The 24,159-nt window shown below is 72.7% G+C and carries 34 protein-coding genes; 2 read left to right on the forward strand and 32 right to left on the reverse strand.

Annotated elements, in window-relative coordinates; genetic code table 11:
- Window positions 1-47 precede the first annotated feature (47 nt).
- Window positions 48-293: a helix-turn-helix transcriptional regulator gene (locus J3P29_RS06725; RefSeq protein WP_210492268.1), complete on the reverse strand. Its 246-nt coding sequence runs from the start codon at window positions 291-293 to the stop codon at window positions 48-50.
- Between the two features lie 114 nt (window positions 294-407).
- Between J3P29_RS06725 and J3P29_RS06730 the strand changes: the two genes are divergently transcribed.
- Both J3P29_RS06730 and J3P29_RS06735 read left to right on the forward strand, forming a co-directional pair.
- Window positions 408-983, forward strand: coding sequence for a helix-turn-helix transcriptional regulator (locus J3P29_RS06730; protein ID WP_210492269.1), 576 nt, complete (start codon window positions 408-410; stop codon window positions 981-983).
- Between the two features lie 353 nt (window positions 984-1,336).
- Window positions 1,337-2,038, forward strand: a complete 702-nt coding sequence (locus tag J3P29_RS06735; protein ID WP_210492270.1) for a hypothetical protein — start codon at window positions 1,337-1,339, stop codon at window positions 2,036-2,038.
- A 62-nt stretch (window positions 2,039-2,100) separates the two neighbouring features.
- Here the strand turns inward: J3P29_RS06735 and J3P29_RS06740 are convergent, their stop codons facing one another.
- The 31 genes from J3P29_RS06740 to J3P29_RS06890 form a co-directional block, all read right to left on the reverse strand.
- Complete coding sequence (locus J3P29_RS06740; protein ID WP_210492271.1) at window positions 2,101-2,511, reverse strand: hypothetical protein; 411 nt, start codon at window positions 2,509-2,511, stop codon at window positions 2,101-2,103.
- Window positions 2,508-3,182 (reverse strand): hypothetical protein, encoded by a 675-nt coding sequence (locus J3P29_RS06745; RefSeq protein ID WP_210492273.1) that lies wholly within the window; start codon window positions 3,180-3,182, stop codon window positions 2,508-2,510. Before J3P29_RS06745 ends, J3P29_RS06740 begins: the two co-directional genes overlap by 4 nt.
- A gap of 65 nt (window positions 3,183-3,247) precedes the next feature.
- Window positions 3,248-3,520, reverse strand: coding sequence for a hypothetical protein (locus tag J3P29_RS06750; RefSeq protein WP_210492274.1), 273 nt, complete (start codon window positions 3,518-3,520; stop codon window positions 3,248-3,250).
- 2 nt (window positions 3,521-3,522) lie between these two features.
- Window positions 3,523-4,272 (reverse strand): hypothetical protein, encoded by a 750-nt coding sequence (locus J3P29_RS06755; protein WP_210492275.1) that lies wholly within the window; start codon window positions 4,270-4,272, stop codon window positions 3,523-3,525.
- Window positions 4,273-4,274: 2 nt separating this feature from the next.
- A complete protein-coding gene (locus J3P29_RS06760; protein ID WP_210492276.1) occupies window positions 4,275-5,099 on the reverse strand; it encodes a hypothetical protein in 825 nt (274 codons plus the stop codon).
- 2 nt (window positions 5,100-5,101) lie between these two features.
- Window positions 5,102-5,404 carry a hypothetical protein gene (locus J3P29_RS06765; RefSeq protein WP_210492277.1) on the reverse strand — a complete coding sequence of 101 codons (303 nt, stop codon included), beginning with the start codon at window positions 5,402-5,404 and terminating at the stop codon, window positions 5,102-5,104.
- A gap of 2 nt (window positions 5,405-5,406) precedes the next feature.
- Window positions 5,407-5,646, reverse strand: coding sequence for a hypothetical protein (locus tag J3P29_RS06770; RefSeq protein WP_210492278.1), 240 nt, complete (start codon window positions 5,644-5,646; stop codon window positions 5,407-5,409).
- Entirely contained in the window at window positions 5,643-6,425 is a 783-nt protein-coding gene (locus tag J3P29_RS06775) for a hypothetical protein (RefSeq protein ID WP_210492279.1), read from the reverse strand. The genes J3P29_RS06770 and J3P29_RS06775 overlap by 4 nt, the downstream gene beginning before the upstream one ends.
- Window positions 6,426-6,443: 18 nt before the next feature.
- Entirely contained in the window at window positions 6,444-6,806 is a 363-nt protein-coding gene (locus tag J3P29_RS06780; RefSeq protein WP_210492280.1) for a hypothetical protein, read from the reverse strand.
- A 393-nt stretch (window positions 6,807-7,199) separates the two neighbouring features.
- The gene (locus J3P29_RS06785) at window positions 7,200-7,391 is read right to left on the reverse strand and encodes a hypothetical protein (RefSeq protein ID WP_210492281.1); all 192 of its coding nucleotides are present in this window, start codon (window positions 7,389-7,391) and stop codon (window positions 7,200-7,202) included.
- A gap of 3 nt (window positions 7,392-7,394) precedes the next feature.
- Window positions 7,395-8,054 carry a hypothetical protein gene (locus J3P29_RS06790; protein ID WP_210492283.1) on the reverse strand — a complete coding sequence of 220 codons (660 nt, stop codon included), beginning with the start codon at window positions 8,052-8,054 and terminating at the stop codon, window positions 7,395-7,397.
- Window positions 8,055-8,062: 8 nt separating this feature from the next.
- Window positions 8,063-8,683, reverse strand: a complete 621-nt coding sequence (locus tag J3P29_RS06795; RefSeq protein WP_210492284.1) for a hypothetical protein — start codon at window positions 8,681-8,683, stop codon at window positions 8,063-8,065.
- Window positions 8,676-9,866 carry a baseplate J/gp47 family protein gene (locus tag J3P29_RS06800; protein WP_210492285.1) on the reverse strand — a complete coding sequence of 397 codons (1,191 nt, stop codon included), beginning with the start codon at window positions 9,864-9,866 and terminating at the stop codon, window positions 8,676-8,678. Before J3P29_RS06800 ends, J3P29_RS06795 begins: the two co-directional genes overlap by 8 nt.
- The gene (locus tag J3P29_RS06805; protein WP_210492286.1) at window positions 9,866-10,195 is read right to left on the reverse strand and encodes a hypothetical protein; all 330 of its coding nucleotides are present in this window, start codon (window positions 10,193-10,195) and stop codon (window positions 9,866-9,868) included. The genes J3P29_RS06800 and J3P29_RS06805 overlap by 1 nt, the downstream gene beginning before the upstream one ends.
- A complete protein-coding gene (locus tag J3P29_RS06810; RefSeq protein WP_210492287.1) occupies window positions 10,188-10,433 on the reverse strand; it encodes a hypothetical protein in 246 nt (81 codons plus the stop codon). The genes J3P29_RS06805 and J3P29_RS06810 overlap by 8 nt, the downstream gene beginning before the upstream one ends.
- Window positions 10,433-12,388: a hypothetical protein gene (locus J3P29_RS06815; RefSeq protein ID WP_210492288.1), complete on the reverse strand. Its 1,956-nt coding sequence runs from the start codon at window positions 12,386-12,388 to the stop codon at window positions 10,433-10,435. Before J3P29_RS06815 ends, J3P29_RS06810 begins: the two co-directional genes overlap by 1 nt.
- On the reverse strand, window positions 12,388-13,134 hold the full coding sequence (locus J3P29_RS06820) for a hypothetical protein (RefSeq protein ID WP_210492289.1): 747 nt from the start codon (window positions 13,132-13,134) through the stop codon (window positions 12,388-12,390). The genes J3P29_RS06815 and J3P29_RS06820 overlap by 1 nt, the downstream gene beginning before the upstream one ends.
- On the reverse strand, window positions 13,134-15,206 hold the full coding sequence (locus J3P29_RS06825; protein ID WP_210492290.1) for a hypothetical protein: 2,073 nt from the start codon (window positions 15,204-15,206) through the stop codon (window positions 13,134-13,136). Before J3P29_RS06825 ends, J3P29_RS06820 begins: the two co-directional genes overlap by 1 nt.
- A 21-nt stretch (window positions 15,207-15,227) precedes the next feature.
- Window positions 15,228-15,482 carry a hypothetical protein gene (locus J3P29_RS06830; RefSeq protein WP_210492291.1) on the reverse strand — a complete coding sequence of 85 codons (255 nt, stop codon included), beginning with the start codon at window positions 15,480-15,482 and terminating at the stop codon, window positions 15,228-15,230.
- Complete coding sequence (locus J3P29_RS06835; protein WP_210492293.1) at window positions 15,428-16,126, reverse strand: hypothetical protein; 699 nt, start codon at window positions 16,124-16,126, stop codon at window positions 15,428-15,430. The genes J3P29_RS06830 and J3P29_RS06835 overlap by 55 nt, the downstream gene beginning before the upstream one ends.
- Entirely contained in the window at window positions 16,123-16,539 is a 417-nt protein-coding gene (locus J3P29_RS06840) for a hypothetical protein (RefSeq protein WP_210492294.1), read from the reverse strand. The genes J3P29_RS06835 and J3P29_RS06840 overlap by 4 nt, the downstream gene beginning before the upstream one ends.
- A 3-nt stretch (window positions 16,540-16,542) precedes the next feature.
- A complete protein-coding gene (locus J3P29_RS06845; RefSeq protein WP_210492295.1) occupies window positions 16,543-17,964 on the reverse strand; it encodes a hypothetical protein in 1,422 nt (473 codons plus the stop codon).
- Between the two features lie 6 nt (window positions 17,965-17,970).
- Window positions 17,971-18,267, reverse strand: coding sequence for a hypothetical protein (locus J3P29_RS06850; protein ID WP_210492296.1), 297 nt, complete (start codon window positions 18,265-18,267; stop codon window positions 17,971-17,973).
- A 49-nt stretch (window positions 18,268-18,316) separates the two neighbouring features.
- The gene (locus J3P29_RS06855) at window positions 18,317-18,985 is read right to left on the reverse strand and encodes a hypothetical protein (RefSeq protein ID WP_210492297.1); all 669 of its coding nucleotides are present in this window, start codon (window positions 18,983-18,985) and stop codon (window positions 18,317-18,319) included.
- Window positions 18,985-19,497 (reverse strand): hypothetical protein, encoded by a 513-nt coding sequence (locus tag J3P29_RS06860; RefSeq protein ID WP_210492298.1) that lies wholly within the window; start codon window positions 19,495-19,497, stop codon window positions 18,985-18,987. The genes J3P29_RS06855 and J3P29_RS06860 overlap by 1 nt, the downstream gene beginning before the upstream one ends.
- Entirely contained in the window at window positions 19,476-19,934 is a 459-nt protein-coding gene (locus tag J3P29_RS06865; RefSeq protein WP_210492299.1) for a hypothetical protein, read from the reverse strand. Before J3P29_RS06865 ends, J3P29_RS06860 begins: the two co-directional genes overlap by 22 nt.
- A gap of 3 nt (window positions 19,935-19,937) precedes the next feature.
- On the reverse strand, window positions 19,938-20,294 hold the full coding sequence (locus J3P29_RS06870) for a hypothetical protein (protein ID WP_210492301.1): 357 nt from the start codon (window positions 20,292-20,294) through the stop codon (window positions 19,938-19,940).
- Complete coding sequence (locus tag J3P29_RS06875; RefSeq protein ID WP_210492302.1) at window positions 20,294-21,283, reverse strand: P22 phage major capsid protein family protein; 990 nt, start codon at window positions 21,281-21,283, stop codon at window positions 20,294-20,296. The genes J3P29_RS06870 and J3P29_RS06875 overlap by 1 nt, the downstream gene beginning before the upstream one ends.
- Before the next feature lie 39 nt (window positions 21,284-21,322).
- Window positions 21,323-21,997 carry a hypothetical protein gene (locus J3P29_RS06880; protein ID WP_210492303.1) on the reverse strand — a complete coding sequence of 225 codons (675 nt, stop codon included), beginning with the start codon at window positions 21,995-21,997 and terminating at the stop codon, window positions 21,323-21,325.
- A gap of 27 nt (window positions 21,998-22,024) precedes the next feature.
- A complete protein-coding gene (locus J3P29_RS06885; RefSeq protein ID WP_210492304.1) occupies window positions 22,025-22,762 on the reverse strand; it encodes a hypothetical protein in 738 nt (245 codons plus the stop codon).
- Window positions 22,762-24,150 carry a phage portal protein gene (locus J3P29_RS06890; RefSeq protein ID WP_210492305.1) on the reverse strand — a complete coding sequence of 463 codons (1,389 nt, stop codon included), beginning with the start codon at window positions 24,148-24,150 and terminating at the stop codon, window positions 22,762-22,764. Before J3P29_RS06890 ends, J3P29_RS06885 begins: the two co-directional genes overlap by 1 nt.
- Window positions 24,151-24,159: the final 9 nt, after the last annotated feature.

A 24,159-nucleotide genomic window follows, 5' to 3' on the forward strand; every position in this document is an offset into this window, starting at 1 on the left:
AGCCCCGCCGGTAGCCGCCGCGCGGGGTTCGCTCTTGTGGGGTGCGCTCAGGCCGGTGTTGCGATGGCCTGGCGGTCGCGCTCGGGGAGAAGCGTCGCGGGCTCCACGTCGTAGAACCCGGCGATCTTGCGAAGCGTCTGGATGCGCGGCCCCCGGCCCTCGTCCCGCTCGAAGCGGTAGATGGTCTGGGTGGAGACGCCGATGCCCTGGGCGGCCTCTTCGACGGTGAGGGCCTGCCGCAGACGAAGCGCACGAGCGCGCGTCCCGGGAGTTGTGGGAGCGGTGTCGGTCATGTTGGTCTCGGTCGGCTGACTAGCCGGGGCAAGCATGAGTCAAGCGCGCAGCAAAGTCAAGGCAAGTTTCGTTGCAAGCCGTGCAAAGCGTCGGAAACGCCGTACGGTGGGCCGATGCCCGACGACAGAGAGACCCCCGCGGACCGCTTGGATCTGCTGCTTCGGAGCTTCCCCGGGGGTGCGCGCGCGCTCGCCGCGAAGATCGGCGTGAACGAGACCCAGGTCTCAAGGTGGCGACGCGGGCGTACCGCGATCGACTGGGCGCGGGCGGAGCAAATTGCCCCGGTTCTCGGCGTGAGCCCGGGCACCCTCTACGCGGGCAAGCCCGGCTGGAAGCCCCCGCACCTCGGGGCCACGGGCGACGAACCCTCGAAGCTTGAGCTGGAGCGCGAGTCGACGTCGATGACGGTCGCCGAGTTGCTCCTGCGGGCAGAGCGGGTCGACGAGATCATCAGCCGGCTCGAGCGCCTGGAGCGGGCGATCGAGGAGGTAGCGGGGATCAGCCTCGACACCTTCGTCGAGGGCGACATCGACTACGAGGACGCGCACGGACCGTGGGCGCCCCCCGGGTCGACCTCTAGTCGCGCGCTGGAGCGAGAGCTAGAGGGCGAAGCCCAGCGAGCCGAAGAGCATGACGACGTTGACGCAGAAGCGAGCCGCGGTCGTCATCGTCGAGCCCAGGGGTCGTGAGCGCGTCGTCGTACGCGGACACGAGCTGGGCGTAGGCGGCTCGGCGCGCTGCGGCCGGGTCCGCGGGTGCGCCGTAGGTATCGGGTACTGCCATCAGGATCGGACGCTTCACGCGCTTCCTCCGGTCCCAGACCGCCGCTATCCCCACGCTGTGATCCTGCATCGCCGGGCGGTCGATCAGCGGCAGGAACGGCAGCGTCCCAGGGCTAGCGGACGGACCGGCGAACGCACGTTCGCAAACACCGGCAACGGGCCCATGAAATCTCCTGCATAGAGCAGGGGGAGCCGGACGGTCGTCCATGCTGGCTGGCTCGAGCTTCCGCTGTTCGCCCATCCGGCGTACGGTGATACCCGTGAACCGTGCTCTCGCCCTGCCCGCTGTCGCGATCAGCGTCGCGTGCGCCTTCCCCGCCGCCGCCGGCGCGGTGCGTCCGGCCACGCCCGACGAGCACGCGTCGATCGCCGCCACCGTCGAGCAGGACCCGACGTGCGTCACGGTCCTGCTCTCGACGGCGCCTGGCCTCGGGGCCGAGTACGGCCGGGTCGAGAGCACCAACGCCGACGGGTGCCCGATCGCCGACGGCTTCACGACCGTCGACAACGCGGCGACGAAGCCCGGCTACTGGCTGCAGGGCTACTCGGCGAACGACGACGACCTACCGCCCTGCGAGCAGTACGGCGTGCCCCCGGCCGCGGGCGTCGACCTCAACATCTGCGATCCGCGGCCGGCGAAGACCTACGCCTCGTACTTCGGCGGGCTCGAGTACCGCCCGCGCTCGCTTCCCCAGGGAGCGCACGGCGGCTACCAGAACGTCCGGTGGAGCTCGTGGGACCGCACGCGGGCCGTCGGCCGCGGGGTCCTCCGGTACGAGGATCGAGACTTGAAGCTACGCGTGCCCGTGAGGATCACGCTGTACCGGGTGCGCTTCTGCCCGACGGGAGAGCGTGCCTTCACCCGCCGACGCGTCGTGGCGGTTCGGCAGCGGGATCGGAAGGCGATCCGCTTCGCGACGCGGGCGCGCGCCTTCGGCGACTGCACGATCAAGGGCCGGTAGCCGGAGGCGTCCCGGAACGACGAAGACCCCGCCGTGAGGCGGGGTCTTCGTGAACCTGCGTTTCAGCCGCTACTGAGGTCGACGATCTCGTGACCGCCCTTCTGCAACACGATGGCCTGGGGCCCTGGATTGTCCAGCATGGCCTTGATGACCGGCCAATTGAGCGCGAAGCACCCGAGCTTCACGAGGACGTCGTAGTTGGCCCGCGCGTACGCGATCAGGATGCCACCGCTCTGGCAGAGCGCATCGCGCTCCGGCCCCTGCTGCAGGATGGCCTTATCCTGGGTCAGGATCGCGTAGCCGGAAACGGAAGCCTCCTCGATCCACCACTCGTCGCCGTTCTGGGCGACCTGCATCGCTGGATGGACGTCGTGCTGGAAGGTCGCCGTGACGCCGGTGAGCGCCGTGAAGGCGTTGAGCGCCTCTGCGACGCGTCGGCCCACGCCGTTCTCGACGTAGAGCTTGTCGATCACGCAGCGGCGAGGTTCAGAGCTGCGACGACCTCGTCGGTGGAGGCGCCAGTGTCGTAGGCAATCTCGTCGACGTCGACGCCAGCTTCGTGCCGCGACCGGATCGCGTCCACGCGAACCGCCGAATCAGCGGTCACGGGATGCCCGGCGCCAACGCGCGAATCGACAACGATCGGAACGTCGCGCGACACGACCCACCAACGCCGAGCGGTGTCGAGCTCGTAGTCGATGCGCTCCGTGGCCTCGATCGCGGCGGCCTCGAGGGTGGTCTGCCCACCGCGGCTAGCGTTCACGAGAGGGCTCCCGTGCTCGTCCGAGAACCGCGCGAAGAGCTCTCCGCCATACGTCTTGAATCGGACGCTGAGGAGGGGGCGCTTCACGTCGAGCTCAGCCGCCGCGTAGTCGAGCGCCTTGCGGATCGCCTGGAGAGCCGCGTCGTCGCGATAGTGCACGAGCAGCTGCAGCTCGAGCAGGTTCAGGAACGAGAGCGGGAACGTCTCCGGGCTACCGTCCATTCGGATCAGCGGCGGGTCGATGACGCGCTTGCCCTGGTACGTGCGAGCGTGGCCGGACGTCCACCGCTTCACGGTCGATCCGGGGCGCCCGACGAGGCGCCCCGCGCCCGCGAACGTGTAGCGCGGGGTAAGCGCGCGGCTCTCAAGGCGAGGGTCCACAGTTGGAGTCTACGCAGCGACGGGACAGCGCGCCACGCCGTTCTAGATCTCCCCAGGCTCAGGGACTAGTAGCCGTCGATCGCGAGCGCCCCGGCGCCGGACACGACCTCGAGCCTGACGCCCTTCGGGAACCGGAGCGGCTTCGCGAACGACTGCGTCGCGGTGCCGCCCGCCGGCGCGCCGATGCCGAGCAGCACCTGGTCATTCGTGCCGTCGTTGCCGTTGCGGAGCTGGAACCGAACCGCCGCTGTGCCCGACGTCTCCACGAGCGTCACGGACCGCACGTAGCGGTACACGCCGGTCAGGTTGGTGGTTGCGGTGTAGCGGCCGAGCGCCATCGTCAGCCCCTCCCTCGAACGTCGATCGACAGCTGGAACTTCGGGTTCGTGCCGCCGGTGAACGTCGGCACGATCAGGAGGCGCTGGTCGAACCCCCCGAGCACGCGCTTGAAGAACACGCGGGAGGCATGCACCGCGGTGCCGGCGACGTGCGCGCGGGCGGCCCACCCCTTCTGCAGGTTGATCGAGCTCGTCGCATCCGGCGCGCCGCCTGAGACGACGGGATGCGTCCACGTTGCGCCGGAGTCCGCGGTCGTGGCCGCCCCGACGACGTGGAACTGCTCGTTCTCGATCATCAACGCCTGGCCCGGCTCGTACTGCTGGCTGCACCGGATCGTCTTGTCGCCGACCGCGATCGCGTCCGAGAGCGTGCCTGCGCTCATCGTCTGGTCCGCGACCGTGGGCGGGAAGTCGCCGTCCGGCAAGAACGCGGCGTCGCGGTCCGCGTTGAGCGTGAACCACTGCTGCGCGACATCGGTGAAGTTGTAGCGGTTGGTGCCGACCCCGCCGCCGACGCCGGCGGGCGGCGTGTCAGCGCCGCGGGTCGTGCGAACGCCGCCCTGGAACGCCATGTACAGCCCGGCCGTCGTCGGCGCGCCGTCGAGGCGCTCGACGAGGACCGTCCACACGACCTCCTTCGCGGCGCGGGCGGCCTGGATACGCGGCGTGACGATGGCCTGCCCCGACACCGGGACGGCGCCGGGCTGCGGGTGCGCCTGACCGTTGAGCAGGACGCTGTAGCTGGTCTTCACCGTCACACCTCCAGCCGGTGGTAGCCGACGTGCGCCCACCCGTGGGTGTTCAGCGGCGTGTTGGACTTGTTCTCGATCGAGATGAAGCTGTTGAAGCCGTTCTCGAACGTCGGCAGCGACAGCGGCTTGGCCTTGATCGCCCTCATCGCCTCTCGGTCGGCGGGGTCGTCGGTGTAGGACCCGAACGGGTCGCCGTCGATCATCACCCCGTCGTAGGCGCCGGTGACGATGTCGTACCGGACGCGCAGGTGGTGCCAGTCGCGCTTGTTCTCGTTCCACCCGTGCGGGTAGACCGTGCCGGTCGTGTCGGCCGCGCCGGCGGTCTGCTGCCACGACGCGCCGGGCATGTCGACCCACTCGCCGTCACCAGCTCCGGGCCCCATCAGCTGGTACTTCGTGACGCGAACACCGTTGGGCGAGTCGTACTGCAACCACCGCACCTGCTGGAAGAAGCGCTTCGCCGTCGGCGAGCAGTGGTCGAGTCCGAACACGACGTGCCGCGGGCTGTTGGAGTCGTACTGCGACCCGAACGACCACACCCACTCCTGCTCGACGGTCGGCCCGGCCCACTTCCCCGACGGGCGCCACATGCGCTTCACCGCCGCGGCGCTGCCCCAGTTGCTGTTCGGGTCCTGGCCACCTTGCGCACCGTCGCCGCACTCGAGCACGAGCGACCCACCGTCGCCGTAGCCGTACTCGCCGTCGAACATGACGACGCCCAGCGGGTACTGCGACCCGATCAGCTGCACGAACCCGCACGTACCGTCCTGGAAGAAGTCCTCCGCCACGATCCGGTTGCGCGGCGTACGTTCCTTCGCGAGCGCCATGGTCAGGCCTCCTTGCCGTTGATCAAGATCGTGTCGAGCGCGCCGTTGCGGTCCAGCACGAACTCGACGCCCTCACCGCGCGGCAGCTCATCCGCCTCACGAACGCCCCCGGTAACCACCGGACCCAGGGACACGGGGTTGCCGTCGGCATCGACGCCGACCGCCTCCCCGACGGGCAGGCCCTTGAACAGCAGAGCAGGGTCGCCGGGAGTGCCCGGGGTGCCGGGCTTGCCGCGGCGGCCCTCGGGCCCATCGACGGTGACGACGCGGGCGCCGGGCGGCTGAGATCCGGGGAGGAAGGGCATGGTCAGTCCTTGGTCGGGGTCCCGCGCCAGAGCGCGCGGAGGGTGCCGCGGATGCCGCCGTGCGCCACGAGCCACGTGACGACGGCGGGGAGCGCGCCGGCGATGACGCCGAGCGCGGCGATGACCTCGGGCGAGGCGCCGAGGACGTAGGCGAGGATCGTCGCGACGCCGCCGCCGACGCCCGAGGTCTCGGCCGGGCGGGCGGCCGGCGCCTTGACGAGGCGCTTCTGGCGGGCGGTCACTTCAGCACCTCGATGAAGTCGCGGACGAGCTGGCGCGAGCGGACCTTCTCGTGCACGCCGTCCTTGCCGTTGCCGTCGGAGACGGCCCCGACGGACCCGGTGTTGCCCTCGCGGGTGCGGATGTGAGTGGCCTGGGCCTTCGGCACGGCGCTGCCGCGCGCGTCGCACCACGAGCCGAAGAGGCCGGTGTGGTCGAAGGTGAAGCGGACGATGTTGCCGCGCTTCGGGCTGGACGTGCGGCGCAGGCCGGGGAGCGGCAGGTAGAGCCGCACGGCCCCCCACTGCCAGGTGACGGCGAGGGAACCTGCCTTGCGGTAGCACCAGGCGTTGAGCCACCCGCACCATGCCTGGCCGGGGAGGCCGCCGCCGCCGCGGATCACCTTCTCGACCTCGGGGCCGCGGTTGTTGCCGCCCTTCTCGACGATGCCGACCAGGCGGCCGGCCTCGTTCCACGCGCGCTCGCGGAGGGTGGCGCCACGGGCCGCGGTCGTCGCGCGGCGCTTGGCCCACGTCTTCGCGGCCGCGAGCTCGACGGCCGTGCGGCGGTCGGGGTAGGCGACGATCTCGTAGCGGCGCCGTGCGCGGGCCTCGGAGCCGGTGAAGCCGAGGCCGCCGAGCGCCTTGAAGATGTCCTTCCAGCGCTCCCAGGTGATCGGGCCGAGCTCGCCGTCGACGTCGAGGTCGGGGAAGCCGCGCTTGCTGCCGCGGTCGTTGAGGTAGTTCTGCAGGCGCTCGACGGCCTTGCCGCGCGCGCCCAGCTTCAGGATCGGGATGCTCATGGTCGTCTCTCGCTCCGCTCAGGGCGCGGGCTTGGTCGGGGTGAGGTCGGGGTAGCGGTGCGAGACCGCGGCGCCGAGGGGGTAGGTGCGCTCGCAGTCGGGGACCGGGAGGTGCCCGTTCTCGTCAAGGAGGTCGGGCCGCTTGCGCTGGATCTCGGCGCGGAGGTGCGGGGAGCGGTCGAGGCCGAGCTGCGCGACGATCGCGATGGGCTCGACCTGCTTGCAGCGCTGGTACGTGCGGGCCGCGTCGCGCTCGACGGCGCGGTCGTCGCGGGTGTTGGACGAGACGATCGCCCAGACGGCGAAGCCGATGATGGAGAGGTTCCAGAGGACCCGCAGGGCCCCGAATGCCCAGTAGCGGACGCGGTCCTTGCGGCTCATCTCGGGGACGTCAGAGACTCGACGGCCGTGCATCAGAGGCCTCCGAGGATGTGGTGGACGGCGCCGATGGTCAGGAGGAGCCCCCAGACGGCGGCGAGCCGGGGGTAGACGACGGCTCGCGGAGCGCGCGGCCGACCCACATCCGGGCGGCCGGCCGCGCGACGCCGAGGCCGAGCACCAGCAGGACGCCCGGCCAGGTCAGCGAACTCGTCGCGACCTGCCAGCCGCCGAAGAAGAGGCCGACCGTGGGCGAGACGACCCGGAGAATCCAGGACTCGGCTCGGGAGATCGGATCGGAGGGGCGCACTCACGACTCGCCGATCAGGGTGGAGATGGACATGCGGATGCCTCCCGGGAATCGGGGCGGTTAGGACGGGATGAGGAGCGCGCCGGCTAGCGGCGGCGGCCGCGGCTCGCGCGGCGGCGGGGGCCCGTGCGGGCGGGGAGCCGGCGGTAGCGGGCCTTCGGGCCGCCGGGGGTCTTGCGGGCGTGGCGGCGAGCCCAGGGCTTGTGCGTGGCGAAGGCCCACTTCCACTGGGCCTTCGAGTGCATCCGCTTCGAGCCGGCGCGACGACGACGCGGCATTGGTCAGGCCTCGATGAGCTTCACGTAGGTCTGAACGTGCGACACGCGCGCCGTGGCGGAGGAGCCGCCTGTGATGCACCGTGCGACGGGCATGATGGACTGCATGGCGGTCAGGGTCCGTGTGAACGTGCGGGAGAACGTGCACTCGCTCTCGTCGAACGTCGTGTTCGAACGGACGGACGTGCAGCCGGCCCAGTACTGCTGGTCGTAGAGGTCGCTGCTGGCGCTCGCGGGGAGCGCGACCCACGCAGATGCGCCGACGGTGGTCGCGGACTCGATCTTGATGAGGCCTTCGCAGCGGATCTCCCACTTCCCGGCGATCGGCGCTATGAACTCGCAGCCGTACAGCGGCTGGTCAGAACCCTTGGTCACGAGGGAGAAGGAGTCGGCCCCAGTCGAGTCCATCCCATAGCGGATGGAAGGGGCGGTGACGATTGCCCATGCCGTCCCCGTGCACCGGAACTGCACGTCGATGTCGGAGGCGTAGTAATAGAAGCCGCGGCGCGCGGTGCTCGCCGGCGGCCGGTCCGTGAAGAGTCCCTGGTCGTCGATGGCGACCATGTCGTCCAGGCGCTGCCGGGTCGGGTTGACCGCGGCGGGGAAGTCGGCGTCGTCGAGCTCGTCGGCGAGGGCGAGACCGAGGCGGGTGGTGATGTCGGGCATGCGGGTCCTCAGTCGGCGGAGAGCGCGTCGGCCCAGTCCGTGTTGGTCGTGTGCACGTCGGCCCAGGTGCGGGGCGGCTCGCCCTTGAGCTCGCGCCAGTCGCGGTCGTTGGTGATGACGACGTCGCCCCGCAGGTGCGCGGGGATCGCGGCGAGGAGGTCGCGGCGGAGAGCGGCTTCGTGGCCGGGGATGACGTCGGTGGCGCGCACGCGGATCTGCATGCGGCCGGGGGCGTCGGGTCCGCTGCCGACGCGGTAGCGGACCTGGATGCGCTTGGCGCCCTGCAGGTGCGGTGCGGCGACGGCCTGCTTGTGGCCGGGGAGGCCGCGGCTGTAGCCGGCGGGGGCCTTGATCTCGGCGCGCTGCTGCGCCTCGGTCATGCCGCCGACGAAGCGGCCGCCGACGATCTGCGCGAGCGAGGGCAGCCACTCCGCGTCGACGGTGTCGGGGTCCAGCGCCTGAGTGGCGCCGGGGTCCTCGGTCAGCGCCCAGACGGGGCGCTCACCGGCGGCGAGCCCGGCCGTCAGGCTGAGCAGCAGGTAGCCATCTTCGGGGTCGTGCGTGGCGAGCGGCTCGAGCAGCGTGTAGAGGTGCTCGGCCGCGCTGTGGACGGCGGGCGGGTCAGGCATCGGCGTCCGCCGCGTCGATGACGGTGACGGTGATCTCGCCCGGGGTGGGCAGCTCGCGGACGCCGAAGTCGATCCGCGCCTTCGTGCCGTCGCCGATCTTCAGGCTCTGGACGACGTCGATGCTCTCCGGCTCGTCCAGGCGGGCGACGAGCTCGTTGGCGTGGACGTACCGCGGCGGGATCGGGTTCGGGTCGTCGCCCGCGTCGGCGTCGGCCCAGCCGGCGGGGCTGAGCACGGCCGTGAGGTGGGCTTCGGCGGCGGCCTGGACGACGTCCTTCTCCCAGCCGGCGCGGCGGATGACGACGGCGGTGACGTCGACCGGCACGTGGATCGGGTCGAGCAGGTGATGCGTGACGCCGTCCAGCAGCCGCGCGGCGAAGTCGGCCTCGGCTTCGAGCCGGGTGCCGCCGGAGATCGCGCCGCCGGCCGCGTTGGCGGCGACCGTCGCGACGTGGAAGACCGCGTTGGGGTCGTCCTGCTCCGGCGTGTCGCCGGGGCGGTAGTGCGGCAGCGTCCAGGCGTACGCGATGCCGGGGTGCCGCCGCGCCGCGATCGAGTAGTCGCGCGGCAGGATCAGCGCCCGCGACATCGTCTGCAGCTCGTCGACCATCCGGCGGCCGTACTGGCTGTCGCCCTCCGCCGGCTCGCCGCCGAAGAGCGGCGCGTCGAGGACGACGGGATCGGTCTCGGCCAGCCAGTCGAGCGCGTCGAGCTCGAGCGTCCCGGTTGCCCCGTTCGGGGCGTCGCCGGGCTCGGTGCAGATCACCGTCACGGTGACGGTGTCCGAGCCGACGGGCACGACGAGGTCGCCGGGGATCTCGAGCGACACGTCGCCGAGCGCGAGCGGGATGGGGCCGCGGGCCGTGTGGCCGAGGGTGTCGCGGGCGCGGATCGTGACGGTCGACGACGCGGCCGTGCCGTCCATGCGCGGGATGCCGAAGAGCATCCCCAGGAGGCTCAGCAGGTTCCGGCGCAGCTGCGCCTGGAGGGCGTCGCGGGAGTCCGCGGCGAGCGCGGCGACGGCGCCGGCCAGGTGCCGGATCGGGTGGGTGGGAAGCGGGTCCCAGCCGGGGATGCGATCACGGATCTCGTCGTGGATCTCCTGCTCGATCTCGTCGGCGTCGGTGGCGATCGGCGCGCCGAAGGCGAGCAGCTCGCCGTCGTCGTCGAGGGGGGTGCTCATCAGGAGGTCTCGACCTTCAGGTGGATGTTGCGGTCGCCGTCGCCGAGGTCGCGGAGGGTCACGTCGATGCGGCCCGGGCGCGGGTCGATGACGCGGAGCGCGGCGGCGAGCAGGGCGGCAGTCTCGTCGAGGTCGGTGCCGCCGAGCGGGTCGGGAGTGCCGAAGTCCGGCGCCCAGTCCAGGTCGCCGGGGCGCACCTCGCAGGCGAGCGCCAGGCCGCGCTTGATCTCCTCGTCGCTGTCCTGCTCGACCGTGCGCAGCGTGACTGTGCCGGTGGGTCCGGGGACGAGCGAGAGGGGCCAGGAGAGGTCGAGGATCGGGTCAGTCATCGGGGGTCCAATCGGAGAACCACAGGCCCCCGGTGGCGTCCTCGAGCACGCACGCCGCGTCGCCGCGACGCGGGTGCTCGAGGACCAGGCCGTCGTCGTCCACGCCGACGAGGCGGGGCCGGTACGGCAGAGCCGGCGACCGCTGCCGGCCGCCGTCGTCGTCGGGGAAGACGACGGTGCAGGTGCGGGCGCCCTCGTCGACCGATGCGACGACGGCCGCGTGGATCTCGCCGCGCATCAGTGACCGCGCCAGTGCCGAGGGGTGAAGCCCGCGGTGGACCGCGAGCCGCGGCGCACGTGCGGACCGCGAGCGCGGTTGCCGGCGGAGTAGGCCGGACTCGTGTCAAGCGAGCGCCCTTCGAACTTCCCATGGCCCTCGGCGAAGACGTGGTTGCCGTTGGCCCAGATCGTCCACTCCTCGCCCTTGCCGGGCTCACCCCAGGACGAGGCGAACCACCCGGAGTCGGGCACCGAGTCGCCCGGCTTGAGCCCCCAGCCAGCGGCGGCACACGCGGCGCCGATGTAGCCGGAGCAGTCGTAGCCGCCGCCGCTGGGCGACCCGGCGCTGGCGTGCCCGCCGCTCCAGTGGTAGGGGTAGTTCTTGGCCGAGATCGCGAGGCCCTTGGAGTAGAAGGCCTGCGCGGCGCTCGAGGCTGAGCGGCCACCGCGCGTCGCCGACGCGGCGCGGGTCGCCTCCGGCTGCGCTTCGACCTTGGTGGTCGGCTTCTGCAGCGTCACCGTCGCGTCGTCGGACCCGGCGCTGACGCCGATCCGCTTGACGATCCACGGGCCGTCCGCGGGCCCGAAGTCCACGAGCTCGGCGACGGCGCCGGGGGGCGCCGGCCACGCAGAGGCGACGACGGTCAGCTCGATCTCCTGCAGCGTCTTGACCCCCTCGATGTCGATGGAGGGCACCGCCGTCAGGATGCCGCTGTCGAGTCCCTTGACGGTGACGTGCGGCTGGGCCTGGATGAGGCTCTGGTCGGACGCGACGACGAGGCGCGGGGCCAAGCGCCAGGGCAGCGCGATGAAGCGCCGGCGGCCCAGGCGCTTGGCCTCGCGGTCGAGCGCAGACCACGAGGACTCGGGGCCGTCCGAGGTGCCGCGACGCCATTGCGCCGGCCGCTTGACGGTTCGTGACGACGATCCGCTGGCGTTGCCGGTCCAGAGCTTGACGGTGCGCTCGGCCTCCTCCTTCCACGAGTTCGCGCCGGCGCCGCCGCTCTGGACCTTGAAGATGGCGGCGCCCAGATCCGAGGGCGCGGCGCCGGAGCTGAGCGAGCCGAAGTGCTGCTTCCACCCCTTCTTCGTCTTCTCGGTGCCGCCGACGTTGGCCTCGCCGCCCAGCAGGAACGCGCGGCAGCCCTTGGCGGGGTCCTTCGCGTTCTTCGCGGAGATCCACTCTCGGCCCTGCTGGAAGTAGCCGGTGTCATCGTCGCCGGTCGTGTGGCCCTCGGCGCCCATCCGGGACTCCTGCGTGGCGGCCATGAGCGCGGCGACCTTCACCCGCGTGCCAGCGCGCAGCTCGGTCGCCTCGGCGAGGATCGCGTCGATGGCCTTCAGCTGCGCTCGCGTAGCGCGGGCGCCCTTGACCTTCACCTTGGCCGCGGCCGACGCGGAGAACCCGATGGAGGACTTGCCGCTCGAGCGGCTGCTGGTGGTCTCCTCGGGCGGGATGTCGCCCGGGAACGGGGCGACGATCTGCATCGGCGCGTCGCCGCGGACCTCGCGGGCGAAGAACCGTGCGAGGCCCGCGATGTCGAGCCGCTCGGACGAGATCCTGATCGGGGCGGTCTGCGCGCGCAGCGCGGCGGAGGAGCGGTCCCACAGGCGGAGGGTGAGGATGTCGTCGTTGACGGCCAGGCCGCCGATGTCGCGCGAGCGGTCCATGCGCCACCGGCCGGCGCGGCCGAGGTCGAGGTCGATCTGCCCGCCGAGGAGGTCAGCGCGCAGCAGCTCGCGGTCGGGATCGTGGATCGGGAGCGTGAGGACGTTCGCGCCGTCGATCGTCAGATCGCGGTCGATGCCGGTGATGGCGTCGACGAGTCGGGCGTCGACGTTCGCGCCGTTGAGCGTGGCCGAGCTGACGACGTCGATGTCCAGGCGCTCGAGCACCGGCAGCAGCCGGCGCGTCTGGCGCGTCTTCGTCTTGCTCTTGCGGGGACGGACGACCGTCGTCTTCTTCTTGGCCATCAGGAACTGACGGTGGTCGAGGCCGGCACCTTGACCCGGTGGCCCGGCTCGAGCTTCGAGAACGAGTGGATCGTCGGGTTGGCGTCGCGGAGGGCTTGCCGGGCTTGCGTTCCCGACGAGCCGAGGTGTCGCTTGGCGAACCGGCCGATGGTGTCGCCCTTGAGCCACGGCTTGGTCTTCGCCGCGCTCCTGGTCTTCGTGACCTTTGCGTCGATGTCGCTGTCGACCCACTCCGCGAGCGTCACGGTGGCGAGCGCCTGCACGGGGGTGCGGCGCGCGTGGTCGGTCTCGGTGATCTCGAGCCCGTCGATCTGCCACTTCACGTCGTCGTAGTGGCCCGGCACGTAGCCGACCACGAGCACGTAGGGCGGACGGTCGGCACCGCTTCCGTCCGGCAGGCGATCCTGCATCCCGCGCAGGTCCTCGAGGGCCCCGGCGATGGAGCGGCGGGCCTCGTCGCCGAAGCGGATCTTGCACTCGATCTTGACCGGCTGGGGGCCGGTCCAGGAGGAGAGCGGGCGGCGCTTGAGCCGGGTGATGGGCTGCCACGCCCCGTTGGCCGAGCGCTCGGCGACGACCTGCGGGGGCTCGCTGTAGCGGCCCGTCGCGGTCGCCTGCGTCTCGGGCGTCCAGAGCGTCACGCGTCCGAGGACGCGTGCGGGGGTGGCGCTGGGCTTCTTCAGCGTGCGAGCCGTGACGCCGCCGACGCCGGTGTCGCTCGTCGCCAGCACGTTGCGGGCCGGCATCAGACCGCCCCCTCGCGTGCCTGCTGGCGTGCCTGGAAGCGCTCGACGGCGAGGCCGATCTCGCGCTCGCCGACCTTGAGCACCGCGGTGAAGTCGATCGGGGGCATGGTGAGCGATCCGGCGAGGGAGCCCCCGCCCGAGCTGCCGACGGGGCCGCCGTTGGCGAAGCGCGGGACGTCGCCGGCGAGGGCGGCGCGGAGGCTGTAGATGGCGCCGTGGCCGCCGGCGGCCTGCACTTCGCGGCGGGTGAGGACGTGCTCGCCCGGCATGAGCAGGGCGGGGATGCGGTCGCGGTACGGGGCGCCGCCGAGGATCGGGCCGCCCATCGCCAGGCCGCGCGGGGCGCCGTGCGCGGAGCCGGCGTTGGGGGCACGGTTGGACGTGGCGCCAAGGCCGTTGGTGTAGAGCGGGCCGTCGTCGCCGCCTCCGCCGATGCGGGAGATCTCGCCGATGTCCGGGGCCAGCGGGAGCTTGTTGTAGCCCCGGATCAGGACGTTGATCTTGTCGATGATCCAGTTCAGGGTCTCGACCAGGCCGGACTTCAGGCCGCCCCAGATGTCGGTGAAGAAGCCGCCGATCTTGCCGCCGATGCCGCCGAGGAAGGTCAGCAGACCGTTGAAGCGGTCGCGGACCCAGTTGATGGCGCCGGAGACGCCGGAGCGGATCTCGTTGAAGCCGCCGACGAAGAGCCCGACGATGGTCGTGACGGGGCCGCCGAGGCTGCCGAGCCACCCGATGATGCGGGCGACGAGGCCGCCGATCCGCATGCCGATGCCGACGGCCTTGAGGATGGCGCCGGCGAACAGCGTCCCGATGATCGTGCCGACAGCCTGGAAGGTGCCGCGGAGCGGGGCGAGCTTCGTGCCGACCCAGCCGATCGCGGTGGCGATGAGGCGCACGACAGGGATCGCGGAGCGCAGCGCGCCGATGAGCCCGACGGCGATGCCCTTGGCGAAGGGCAGCAGGACGTTGGTGACGAACGGCCGCATCGGCATCAGGGCACCGATGAACTGACGCACGTAGCCGACGGCCGCGCGGATGCCGGTGGCGATGCCCTGCCCGATGCTGGTGAGCGCGCCGCTGGCGACGATGGACTGCAGCACCGGGGCGATGCCGCGGATCGCGTCAGCGAGCAGCGGCAGGACGCCGGAGGCCAGCTGGACCGCGCCGGCGAGGAGCGAGCCGATCATGGTGCCGGCGGGGCCGGCGATGCCGGAGAACGCGGCGCCGACGGACTGGGCGGCCGGGACGAGCACGGGCCCCAACACGTCGGCGATGGAGCCGACGAGGGTGCGGATGCCGCCCAGGACGGTGCCCAGGAGCGAGAACGCGGACTGGATCGCGCCGCCGGTGATGGCGCCCTGGATCTGGCCCAGGAGCGGCAGCAGCCCGTTGAGGGCGTCGATCACGTACGGCATCGCGATCGTCGCGACGCGGGCGAAGATGCTGACGAGCGTGAGCCCGATCTGCGCGATCGGCTGGAAGGCGCCGGTGGTGGACTGCAGCAGGGCGGCCAGCTCCGGGGCCAGCTCGCCGATGCTGCCGCCCAGCCAGGTGAACGCGTCGCCTATCGCCTTGCCGACCGCGGTGAAGGATGGCTGCAGACGGGTGACGAGCCCCTCGACGCCGGCGAGCAGCGGCACGAGGCCGCCCAGGACGGCGTCGGCGCCGCCGGCGGTGGCGGAGAAGAACGCGGTCTGCAGGCTACGGGCCTGCGTCTGCAGCTGGGCGGCGGCGCTGCCGGCCACGCCCACGGTCTGCTTGAAGCGCTGGGTGGCCGCGAAGGCCATGGCGCCGGCGGCGACGGCGATCCCGCCGAGCGCGGTGCCGAACGCGAGCGCGGCGACGGTCATCGCCGACAGGACGCTCATCAGCGCCGGGGCGGCGAGGGTGATCCCGCCGATGGCGGTGCCGAAGAGCGCGATGGACGCCGCGGCCTGCAGGCCCTTCCGCGACGCCTCGCCCAGCTCGTCGCCGAGCTCGTCGACCGAGCGCGAGAGGCGCGCGGTCTCGTTCGCGGCGCGCAGGGCGCCGCGGATCTTGATGAGGATCTGTGCGGTCTGGGTGGCCATGAGGAAGCGCCCCAGGTGGGGCTAGGACTTCTCCAGGGCCTCGGCGAGCCGCTGGATGATGAGGACCGCCTGCGCGTCGAGCTCTTCGGCGCGCAGGTCGACCGTGCGCTGGAGCGCGCGGCGGGTGAGCGCCACCTCGACCACGTCGGTCGTGGTGAGGTGGCGGTGGGGGTCGATGCCGCGGAGCAGCAGGTGGGCCGCCTCGTCGACGGCCCCCGCGGCTAGCTCCCCTCGATGGCACGCCCGATCGCCTGCGCGGAGACCGAGCTGGACCACATCTGCAGCTCCTGCCCGCGGGCGCGGAGCGGCGCGTAGTTGGCGCCCTCGCCCCAGCGGTGCATCTCCGCGGCGACGTCCGCGGACGTCGGGACCTGGCGGCCCTCGGCGGCGATCTCGGCGCGCAGGCGTTCGGCGCGCTCGGGCATCAGCTTCTCGAGGGTGCCGATGTCGTAGCGCAGCGGCCCAGACGGAGCGGCGTCATCGCCCACCTCGCGGGCGATCAGGACGTGGATCGGCGTCTCGTCGCCGTTGTCCTCCACCCACAGCAGCTCCACGCACGCGGCGGAGAGCAGCAGCGCAGCGCCGCGGTTCTGCACCTCGATGTCGGAGAGCTCCTGGCCGGTCTTGCGCTGCAGTGTGACGTTGCCGCGCGCGATCTTCGTCAGGCGCTGCACCTCGGCGTCGTCGAGGGCGCGGTAGCGCGCCCGCAGCCGGCGGTGCTTGCCGACCGCGTACGTCTCGTACTCCTCCGCGACGTCGGCGGCGATCTCCTCGGCCAGCTCGCCGAGGATCGACCCGGCCGGCGCGGTCGCGGGTGCCGGCGGCGGGTCGGCCGGCTGCTCGTCCGGGGCGGTCGCCGGGACCGGCGGCGGGCCGGCCGGCTCGTCCGGCTCGTCGAAGGTGACGCTGGCGCCACTCACGCCTGCACCTTCACGGTCAGCTTGAGCTTCCCGGCGTCGCCGGACGAGCTCGACGCGGGCATGGTGACGTTGGTCAGCAGGATCGTCACCACGTCCAGCGGTTCGGAGGAGAGCGGCTGCTCGAACTCGTCGACCTCGAAGAGGCTGGCGGTCCCGCGCACGCGGTTGCGCAGCGGCTTGAGCGCCATGTAGGCGGGGCGATCGCGGCTGGGCAGCCACGGCCTCTCGAGCTTGAGGTCGTCGGCGGTCTGCCGGCCGCCGCCGACGAGGACGGGACCGAGCTCGGGGTCCCAGTCGTCGTTGGCCTCGGACCCGAAGTCGACCTCCTCGCCGTTGAAGTAGCCGTAGCGGACGCCGCCGAGGACGATGAGGTGGCGGAAGTTGGTCTCCGCCGAGACGGTGGTGAGTGCCATGGGTCAGACCTGCTCGTTCGTGCGGATCGAGCCGACGAGCACGTCGGCCCAGTGGATCGACCCGTTGGGCCGGAAGAAGATGCGGCCGTGCAGCTCGCGGCGGCCGAGCGAGTCGTCGGTGTTCACGGCGTCGGTGTCGACGCGGTAGCCGACGTCGCCGTCGGTGTTGAAGGCGCGCGCGGCGGCGAACTCCTTGCAGACGGCGACGAGGTCGGCGTGGTACTCGGCGACCGTGGTGCGGTCGGTGGGCTCGCCGCCGTAGGTCTCCGCGCGCTGCAGGGCCTGCCAGGCCAGGCGCATGCGGGTGCCGGCGACGTGGCCGTCCTCGCGCGTGGAGTCGCCGTCCAGCGTGCGGTAGCCCTTGGAGTAGATCCGCTGGCCGTCGTCCTGGGCGACGTTGACGTGCTCGGCGTAGAGGCGCTGCACCTCGCCGGGCGGCGCGTAGCCGGTGGAGCGCTCACGGTAGAGCCGGGAGGCGCGGGAGACGCCGCGGCGCAGGCCGTAGGGCGCGGCGCCGATGCCGTACTCGCGCTCGACGAACGACGCGATGCCGGCCTGCAGGGCGCTGTAGCCGACGAGCCGCTCGGGCTCCGAGCCGATCGGCTGCGTGTAGGCGTGGGAGGCCCAGAGGTTCACGCGCCACGCGTCGGCCGGGTAGTCGGCGGCGAGCGACTGGCGGTGCTCGATCGCGTCGGACTCCGAGATGTCGGGCGGCAGCTGCAGCTCGGCGACGCGGTTGGTCGCGGCGCAGTGCTCGATGATCGCGGCGTGGACCGCGATGTCGGTCACGCCCGGGGCGATCAGGCGGCCGGGGCCGAATCGCGGGTCCAGGCCGGCGAGCGCGGCGGTCCAGCCGGCGACGCCGAGGTTGGCGCGGTCGTCGGCGCCGCCCGTCGCGGCGGTCGCGGCCGTGGCGCCGGGCAGGCCGGCGGCGACGGGCGCGACGCGGACCCACGGGGAGGTGGAAGCCCAGTCCTGCAGCTCGGCGACGCTGGCGACGGTCGGAGACGTGGCGACGGTGGTGCCGTTCTCGGTGATGACGAGGCGGCGGGTGTCGGTCGTCGGGGCAAGGATCTCGGCCTTCAGCCCGTTAGCCCAGGCGCCGGGGCTGGCCGCGGTGACCTTCAGCTTGCCGTCGAGGGTGACGGACGCGGAGGTGGCGCCGGGGCCGGTCGCGCGGGAGGACGTGAAGGTGCCGCCGCCCTCGGCGAACGCGGCGGCGATCTCGTCCGCGGCCGGGCTGTAGTTGACGCGCTGGCCGTGGGAGGTGCGCAGGCCGGAGACGTCGCTGTACTGCGCGACGCCGCCGCGGTCGAACGTCCCGATCGCGAACAGGTTGCGTGGGGAGCGCGGGGCGATGCGGGCCGGTCGGGAGTCGTCGAAGGCGACGGCCTCGCCGGGGGGCGCGGGGATGATGAGGGTCATAGGGGCTCAGTCCTCGGTGGAGTGGGCGGCGTGGATCGCCGCGACGACGGCGGCCTTGTTCGGGAGCTTCTGGGGGTCCTCGACGCCGGCGTCCCGGGCGCGCGCGTCGAGCTCGTCGCGCTGCAGCGCCTCGAGCCGGTCGGGCAGGCGGCGCAGCGCGCCGGAGGCGAAGTGGTGGCCGTCGGCGTGCAGGTCGGCGTCGACCTCCTCGCCGGGCGCGGCGGGCCGGCCGCCGGCGAGCATCACCGGCGAGGACGACGCGACGAGCGCGTCCACGGGGACAGGGGCGGGGGTGTCGGGCATGGGTCGTTCTCCGGAGACCGGGCGGGCGCAGCGGGGGCGGGGCGGGGCGCTACCCGAGCGGGTCGCGCGTGGGGATGACGTCGGGCGGGAAGACCGTCTCGATCGTCGGGCCGGGCGGCCACGGCGGCGTGACGTCGGGGCGCGGCGTGGCGCCGGGCGGCGGGCCGCCGCGGCGGTTGCCGAGGAAGACGTTGCGGGCGGCGTAGCTGAGCGTCACGCCGGCGCGGACGCGGCCGCGCTCCTCGGCGTCGATGGCCAGGTAGTTCGCGCCGGCGGGGTGGAGCCGGTGCCGGCGGACGGTGCCGTCGGCGTCGGTGACCGCGATGGGGTGGTGCAGGACGATGGCGCGCGCCGCGGCGGCGTAGTGCTGCGCCAGGCGGGTGGTGGCGTCCTCGTCCTGGGCGGCGGCGACGAGCAGGACCGAGACGGGGACGGTGCCGAAGAGGTTGCCCTCGGGGTCCTCCTCCTCGTCGGTGGTGCCCTCGGGCCAGACGACGACGGCGGGGGTCTGCTCGCCGCGGCGCCAGATGCCGGCGTGGCGGACGATGGAGCGGACGGGGCGCTGGATGTCGCCGACGGCCAGGTCGGCGGCGCGGCGTTCGATGGCGGCCAGGTACTCGTCGAGCCACGAGTCCAGGAGGCGGCCGAGGGCGGCGGCGACGTCGTAGACGTCGGGGATCGCCTCGATGCGGTCGGGCGGCAGAGGGTCGGTGGGCATCAGTCGTCGCCGAAGCGCTCGAGGATGTGGTCGATCACGTCGCGGGTGCCCTCGTCGTGGGCGAGGCGGTCGAACCGGAAGGGGTCGCGGGCGCGGCGGGCGCCGTCGCCGCGGGCCTGGAAGTTGCCGTAGGAGACGGGGCCCTGGTGGTGCAGGCCGAAGGTGACGTTCAGACCGCCGGTGACGGAGGCGATGGAGTCGCGCTGGCCTGGCGCGTGCTCGGTGGTGAGGGTCCGCTCGAGCAGTCCGTGACGGTCGAGCGGACCGGCGCCGGCGGCGAGGTGCAGCTGCTCGTCCGCCATGCTGCGCAGCGGCCGGCTGTAGCGGTCGATCGTGGACGCCTTGCGGGGCGCCCAGGGCGAGTCGATGAACAGCCGGCGCTCGGACTGCACCGCGCGGCGGACGAGCTTGTAGCCGACCGGCCCCAGGACGTAGGCCTGCTGGCGGATGGCCTCGATGCCGCGCTCGAGCGCCTCGAGGCCGTGGTCGTCTAGATCGATCTCGACAGCCACGGCAGATCGTCGTCGTCGGACCGGGTGTCGGCCGGGTCGGTCAGCTGGATGGAGCGCATGAGCCGCCCGCGGCCGGCGTCGCGCAGGAGCGCGCCGAGCTGCTCGCGGGCGATCCGGCCGAGCTGGTCGGCCGGGGTGTGGTCGCCGTTCGAGCCGTCGGCGTAGAAGCCCTGCTCGATGTAGAGCGCGGCGAAGGACGCGGCGGCGTCCTTCGCCGTCTCGACGAGCGCGGGCGGCCAGTCGTCGAATCGCTCGCCGATCGAGATCGACACGTACCGGGCGGCCCGCGCGATGAGCGGCTCGGCCTCGGCCAGCGTCGGGCGCGTGGTCGCGTCGAATGTGCCGACCTCCTTGCCGAGGCGGTTGATCGTGCGGTTGCGGATCAGCGCCGCGACCTGCACGACCGTCGGTGTGATGGTGAGCGGGTCGACGGGCACGGGTCAGCCCTCGAGCGCGGCGACGGCGGCCTTGATGTCCTCGCGGCTGTCGTCGTCGGCGACCTGCAGGCCGACCTGCTCGGCGTAGGCGACCCACGCGTCGCGGGAAGCGTTGCCCCGCGGCGCGGCGGGGTCGGCGACCTTCGGCTCGTCGTGGTTGTCCGGGCCCTGGGGGTCGTCCTTCGGCGGGACGCCGGGGCCGTCCCCGGGGCCGGGGTCGCTCGGCGCGGGCGCCGGCAGCGACTCGGCGCCGGCGGGGGCGTCGGTGTAGCCGTGCTCGTCGCGGAGCACCTCGGCACCCTCGGCGGTCGCGACGACGACGTTGCCATCGGGGTCGAGCAGCAGCTTGGAGCCCAGCATCAAGCCACCGTGATCTTGACGGCGCGGACCAGGCGGGCGGCGTCGTTGGCCCAGGCGTTGGCCTGGCCGGTGACGGGCGCGTCCGGGTTGACCGCGGGCTCGAACTTGCCGCCAGCGGCGGGGTCGCCGAGCCAGTGGCCGAAGTCGGTGACCGTGTTCGTGCCGACCCACGCGTCGGCGATGAAGCGGTCCTCGACGAGGTTGGGGTCGTACGAGCGGACCGTGCGGATCGCGAAGCCCTGGTAGGCCTGCGTGGCGCCCCACGGCACGCCGAGCGGGATGACCGGCGCGCGCTGGGACATCACGAACGCGGTCGAGTGGAACGCGTAGGCACGATCGGCCGCGATGGCCGGCGAGGTGTAGACGTCGAAGCCGGCGATGCGGCCGATGAGCGCCTCGCGCAGCGTCTCGCTCGTGCCGGAGCGGGAGGCGTCGACGAACTTCTCGTTCGTCAGCAGCTCGGCCTCGAAGTTCGTGCCGACGAGCAGACGGCGGCCGGCGAGCGGGACGAAGGCGTTGTTGAGGTAGCCGCGGGCCTTCACGACGGTCTCGTACGCGTCGTCGGTCTCGCTGACGTGCGCGATCGTGGTGGCGTAGTTGGCGCCGTTGATCTCGTCGGCGACCTCCTGCTCAAGCTGCATCGCGATGCCCGTGATGACCGGGTTGAGCACCTGGGCGCCGAAGTCGGCGATGTCGAGCGTCAGCTGCTCGTCGCTGATCGGGACGTCCTTGTAGATGTCGGTGTCGAGCGACACGTCGATCTTGCGCTCGTAGAGGCCGTCCTTCACCCGGGTGGCCCCGGAGCGCAGGGCGCGCTTGCGGGCGGGCGCGTAGGCGGGAAGCCGGATGGAGACCGTGTCGCCGCGGACGCCGGCGAAGTCGCCGACGGCGTCACGCCAGATCAGCTGCGGCAGCGTGAGCTCGCGCTGCAGCAGGCCGAGCGACGTCGCGACGACCTTCTCGGCCTTGATGAACGTGCTGGTGGGCATGGGGTGCCTTTCGAGGTGAGCGCCGCCGGCGAGGTGGCGCTAGGAGAACTGCCGCGGCACCTTGGCCGCGAGCTTGCTGGGGTCGGTCTCGCCGTCGTCGTCGGACGTGTCGGCGGGGGCGGAGCCGGGACGGAGCCGCTCGCGCGGGCGCCCGCGGCCGGGGTCGCCGCTGGAGGCGGCGGACGGCTGGAAGTCGGCGAAGAGCTCCTCGGCGTCGGCCTCGAGCTCCTCCTGGGTGGAGCCGGAGAGCCGCTTGGCGAGCTTGCGCACCTGGGCGAGGGACATGCCGTCCGGCGCCTTGTCGAGCGCGACCTCGAGCCGCAGGGCCTTGGCCTCGGCGGACGTCGCGCGCTGCTCGGCCTGCGTGGCCTTCTCGGCGGCCCGCTCGGTCTCGGACTTCTTGGCGTCCTCGACCTCCTGCAGCTTCTTCGCGGCCGCGGCGTTGGCTTTGGCGTTCTTCTCGTGCTTGCGCGCGAGGGCCTTCCACTTCTCGGCCTCGGCCTTCGGGTCGGCCTGCTCGCCGCCGCCGTCTCCGCCGGCCTGCTCGTCAGCGCCGTCACCGGCGCTATCGCCGGGGTCTCCGCCGTCGGCGTCGCCCTCGTTGGTCGGGTGGCCGCTGGCGGCGATCCGGGCGTCGATGGTGGGCCAGGTGGGCCGCAGGAGCGCGGCGAGGTGCAGCACGTCGTCGACGTGCCGGGTGTCCATGTCGGACATGGGTCCTCCGTGTCGGGGGCTGGTGGGTCAGGCCGCGATGTCGCGGCCGTCACGTTCGGCGGCGAGCGCACGCCGGAAGACCTGCAGGGCGTCGGGGCGCCCGGCGGCTTCTCGTTCGTAGATGTCGGCGAAGGCGACGGAGGTCGGCGGCAGGCCGCTGCCGGGGTAGGCGGGCTCCGCGCTGCAGCCGCAGTGGTCGTGCGCCTGGAAGTCGCCGGTGCTCTCGCCGTAGACGGCGCCGCGCGCGGCGAGCATGGCGCAGAACGCGCAGCAGCCTGCCGAGGCGACGCGGGCCCAGCCGATGGCCTTGCGGTCGGCGGCGACCGACTGGGCGATCGTCGAGCGCCCGCCGTCGAGGACGAGCGTGCCGACGCTCCCGGAGGTCCGCACGAGCGCGGTGCGCATCGCGGTCTCGGGGGTCTGGCCGGCGTCGACGGCCGCGCGCGTCATGTCCCGCGCGACGGCGTAGAGCGTGCCGGCGATCTTCGCGACGACGGGCGGATCGGCGAGCACCGGGCGTGCTGATCCTCCGGGGCGCTCGGCGAAGCGGAACGCCCGGAAGTAGCTGGCTGCGAGCTGCGCGCTGGCGCGGTGCTGCTCCCGGATGAGCGGGACGGTGGCGTCGACGAGCAGCCGGAAGGACTCCTCGTCGCCGGTCCAGATCGGCCAGAGACGCAGGAACGACCGCAGCGCGCCCGCGCGGAGCGCGAGCTGGGAGGCCTTGTGCTCGGCGGTCAGCTGCGCGCCGGTCTGGGTGCGGGCCATCAGGCGTCGCCGCCGGGCGGCGGGGTGTCGCCGGCCTGCCGGTCGAGGGTTTCGGTGAGGCGGGCGAAGGCGTCGCCCTTCTCGGCGGCCTTGCTCCAGCGCTCGACGTCGGCCTGGGTGACGCCGGGGATGCGCTCCCACAGCTCCTGCGGCGGGACGCCGAGCATCTGCGCGAGCTTCCCGAGGCCGTCGACGGTGGCCGCGAACGCGCGGGCCGAGGTGTCGCGCCAGACGACCTGTGCGTCGTCGGGGACGTCGACGCGCAGGTAGCGGCCGACGAGCCAGAGCGACTGCTCGTGGGCCTCGCCCCAGAGCGTCTGGCGCTCGTCGACCTTGCGGTCCTTGCCCGCTTCGGCGGCGGCGAGCGCCTCGGCGGAGAGGTTGACCAGGTCGCCGGTCAGCTCGTGGATCGGGGTCTGCGACAGCGACGCGGCGTGGCGGAGCGACGACTCGCGGCTCTCGATGAACTGCTTGACGTCGGTCGCGGTCCACTCGCCGACGCTGACCTCGTCGGGCTTGACGTCGAGGGTGACCAGCCGGTTGGCGGCCGTCTTCAGCAGGGCGATCTCGTCGTCGGCGGCCCAGCCGATGATGTAGCGCTGCTTGAACGCGCCGAAGTGCTGGGCGACCTGCAGGTCGAAGGTCGTCAGGTCGATCTGGTCCTGCAGCGCCATGAGCGGCGCGACCTGGCCGCGGGCGATCGGCGCCTCGGCGCCGGGCATGGCGAGCGCGAGGGACTCCGGTTCGTCGTCCTCGTCGAGGTCCAGCTCGTCGAGGAACCGCACGACCGGGGTGACGCCGGCGCCGTGGAACTTGGTCTCCAGGTGCTTCCACCCGCCGACGGCGCCGCCCTCGAGGAAGTAGACCGCCTGCTCGTCGTAGAGCTTCCACGTCTGGTCGCTGGTGCGCTCGAGCGCCCACATCGGCCAGTCGGGGTCTTCGCCGTAGACGGCGCACATCGAGCGCGGGCTGACGGCCCGCATGACGGGGACCGGGTCGCCCGGCGTCACGACGACGTACGCAGCGCCGTAGGCGGCGGCGGCCCGGTGCACGCCGGTCTGGCGGGCGTCCCAGCGGTTGCGCTGCCAGGCGCTCCAGATCCGAGCGCCCGGGGAGGCCGGGTCGGCGGCGACATCGTCGCCGGGCGGCCGGAAGCCGTCGACGAAGGTCGCCTGCACGAGCGAGTTGACGACGATCGGCAGGACGTTGACCCGCGAGGACGCGGCCATGACCCTCATCTCGCGCGGCGAGTTGACGGGGATGACCATCGGCAAGGCCTGACGGCCCTTCCAGTAGCGGCGGACCATGTCCAGGCGACGCCGCTCGACCACGTGCAGGTCGTAGGCGGTCTTCGCGGTCGCGACGGCTGTGGCGGGAGAGAGGGGCACGGTGGAGGG

This window comes from Patulibacter sp. SYSU D01012 (assembly GCF_017916475.1).
In the GTDB taxonomy this organism is placed as follows: Bacteria; Actinomycetota; Thermoleophilia; order Solirubrobacterales; family Solirubrobacteraceae; genus Patulibacter.

What these genes read in the sequence shown, in the direction of transcription:
- J3P29_RS06825 (WP_210492290.1), bottom strand. Translation starts at nt 15,206, where the DNA reads ATGGCCACCCAGACCGCACAGATCCTCATCAAGATCCGCGGCGCCCTG.
- J3P29_RS06870 (WP_210492301.1), bottom strand. Translation starts at nt 20,294, where the DNA reads ATGCTGGGCTCCAAGCTGCTGCTCGACCCCGATGGCAACGTCGTCGTC.
- J3P29_RS06785 (WP_210492281.1), bottom strand. Translation starts at nt 7,391, where the DNA reads ATGCCGCGTCGTCGTCGCGCCGGCTCGAAGCGGATGCACTCGAAGGCC.
- J3P29_RS06775 (WP_210492279.1), bottom strand. Translation starts at nt 6,425, where the DNA reads ATGAGCATCCCGATCCTGAAGCTGGGCGCGCGCGGCAAGGCCGTCGAG.
- J3P29_RS06765 (WP_210492277.1), bottom strand. Translation starts at nt 5,404, where the DNA reads ATGCCCTTCCTCCCCGGATCTCAGCCGCCCGGCGCCCGCGTCGTCACC.
- J3P29_RS06730 (WP_210492269.1), top strand. Translation starts at nt 408, where the DNA reads ATGCCCGACGACAGAGAGACCCCCGCGGACCGCTTGGATCTGCTGCTT.
- J3P29_RS06855 (WP_210492297.1), bottom strand. Translation starts at nt 18,985, where the DNA reads ATGCCCACCGACCCTCTGCCGCCCGACCGCATCGAGGCGATCCCCGAC.
- J3P29_RS06880 (WP_210492303.1), bottom strand. Translation starts at nt 21,997, where the DNA reads ATGTCCGACATGGACACCCGGCACGTCGACGACGTGCTGCACCTCGCC.
- J3P29_RS06840 (WP_210492294.1), bottom strand. Translation starts at nt 16,539, where the DNA reads ATGGCACTCACCACCGTCTCGGCGGAGACCAACTTCCGCCACCTCATC.
- J3P29_RS06820 (WP_210492289.1), bottom strand. Translation starts at nt 13,134, where the DNA reads ATGCCGGCCCGCAACGTGCTGGCGACGAGCGACACCGGCGTCGGCGGC.
- J3P29_RS06875 (WP_210492302.1), bottom strand. Translation starts at nt 21,283, where the DNA reads ATGCCCACCAGCACGTTCATCAAGGCCGAGAAGGTCGTCGCGACGTCG.
- J3P29_RS06845 (WP_210492295.1), bottom strand. Translation starts at nt 17,964, where the DNA reads ATGACCCTCATCATCCCCGCGCCCCCCGGCGAGGCCGTCGCCTTCGAC.
- J3P29_RS06760 (WP_210492276.1), bottom strand. Translation starts at nt 5,099, where the DNA reads ATGGCGCTCGCGAAGGAACGTACGCCGCGCAACCGGATCGTGGCGGAG.
- J3P29_RS06750 (WP_210492274.1), bottom strand. Translation starts at nt 3,520, where the DNA reads ATGGCGCTCGGCCGCTACACCGCAACCACCAACCTGACCGGCGTGTAC.
- J3P29_RS06790 (WP_210492283.1), bottom strand. Translation starts at nt 8,054, where the DNA reads ATGCCCGACATCACCACCCGCCTCGGTCTCGCCCTCGCCGACGAGCTC.
- J3P29_RS06780 (WP_210492280.1), bottom strand. Translation starts at nt 6,806, where the DNA reads ATGAGCCGCAAGGACCGCGTCCGCTACTGGGCATTCGGGGCCCTGCGG.
- J3P29_RS06725 (WP_210492268.1), bottom strand. Translation starts at nt 293, where the DNA reads ATGACCGACACCGCTCCCACAACTCCCGGGACGCGCGCTCGTGCGCTT.
- J3P29_RS06810 (WP_210492287.1), bottom strand. Translation starts at nt 10,433, where the DNA reads ATGCGCGGCGAGATCCACGCGGCCGTCGTCGCATCGGTCGACGAGGGC.
- J3P29_RS06795 (WP_210492284.1), bottom strand. Translation starts at nt 8,683, where the DNA reads ATGCCTGACCCGCCCGCCGTCCACAGCGCGGCCGAGCACCTCTACACG.
- J3P29_RS06800 (WP_210492285.1), bottom strand. Translation starts at nt 9,866, where the DNA reads ATGAGCACCCCCCTCGACGACGACGGCGAGCTGCTCGCCTTCGGCGCG.
- J3P29_RS06885 (WP_210492304.1), bottom strand. Translation starts at nt 22,762, where the DNA reads ATGGCCCGCACCCAGACCGGCGCGCAGCTGACCGCCGAGCACAAGGCC.
- J3P29_RS06850 (WP_210492296.1), bottom strand. Translation starts at nt 18,267, where the DNA reads ATGCCCGACACCCCCGCCCCTGTCCCCGTGGACGCGCTCGTCGCGTCG.
- J3P29_RS06815 (WP_210492288.1), bottom strand. Translation starts at nt 12,388, where the DNA reads ATGGCCAAGAAGAAGACGACGGTCGTCCGTCCCCGCAAGAGCAAGACG.
- J3P29_RS06805 (WP_210492286.1), bottom strand. Translation starts at nt 10,195, where the DNA reads ATGACTGACCCGATCCTCGACCTCTCCTGGCCCCTCTCGCTCGTCCCC.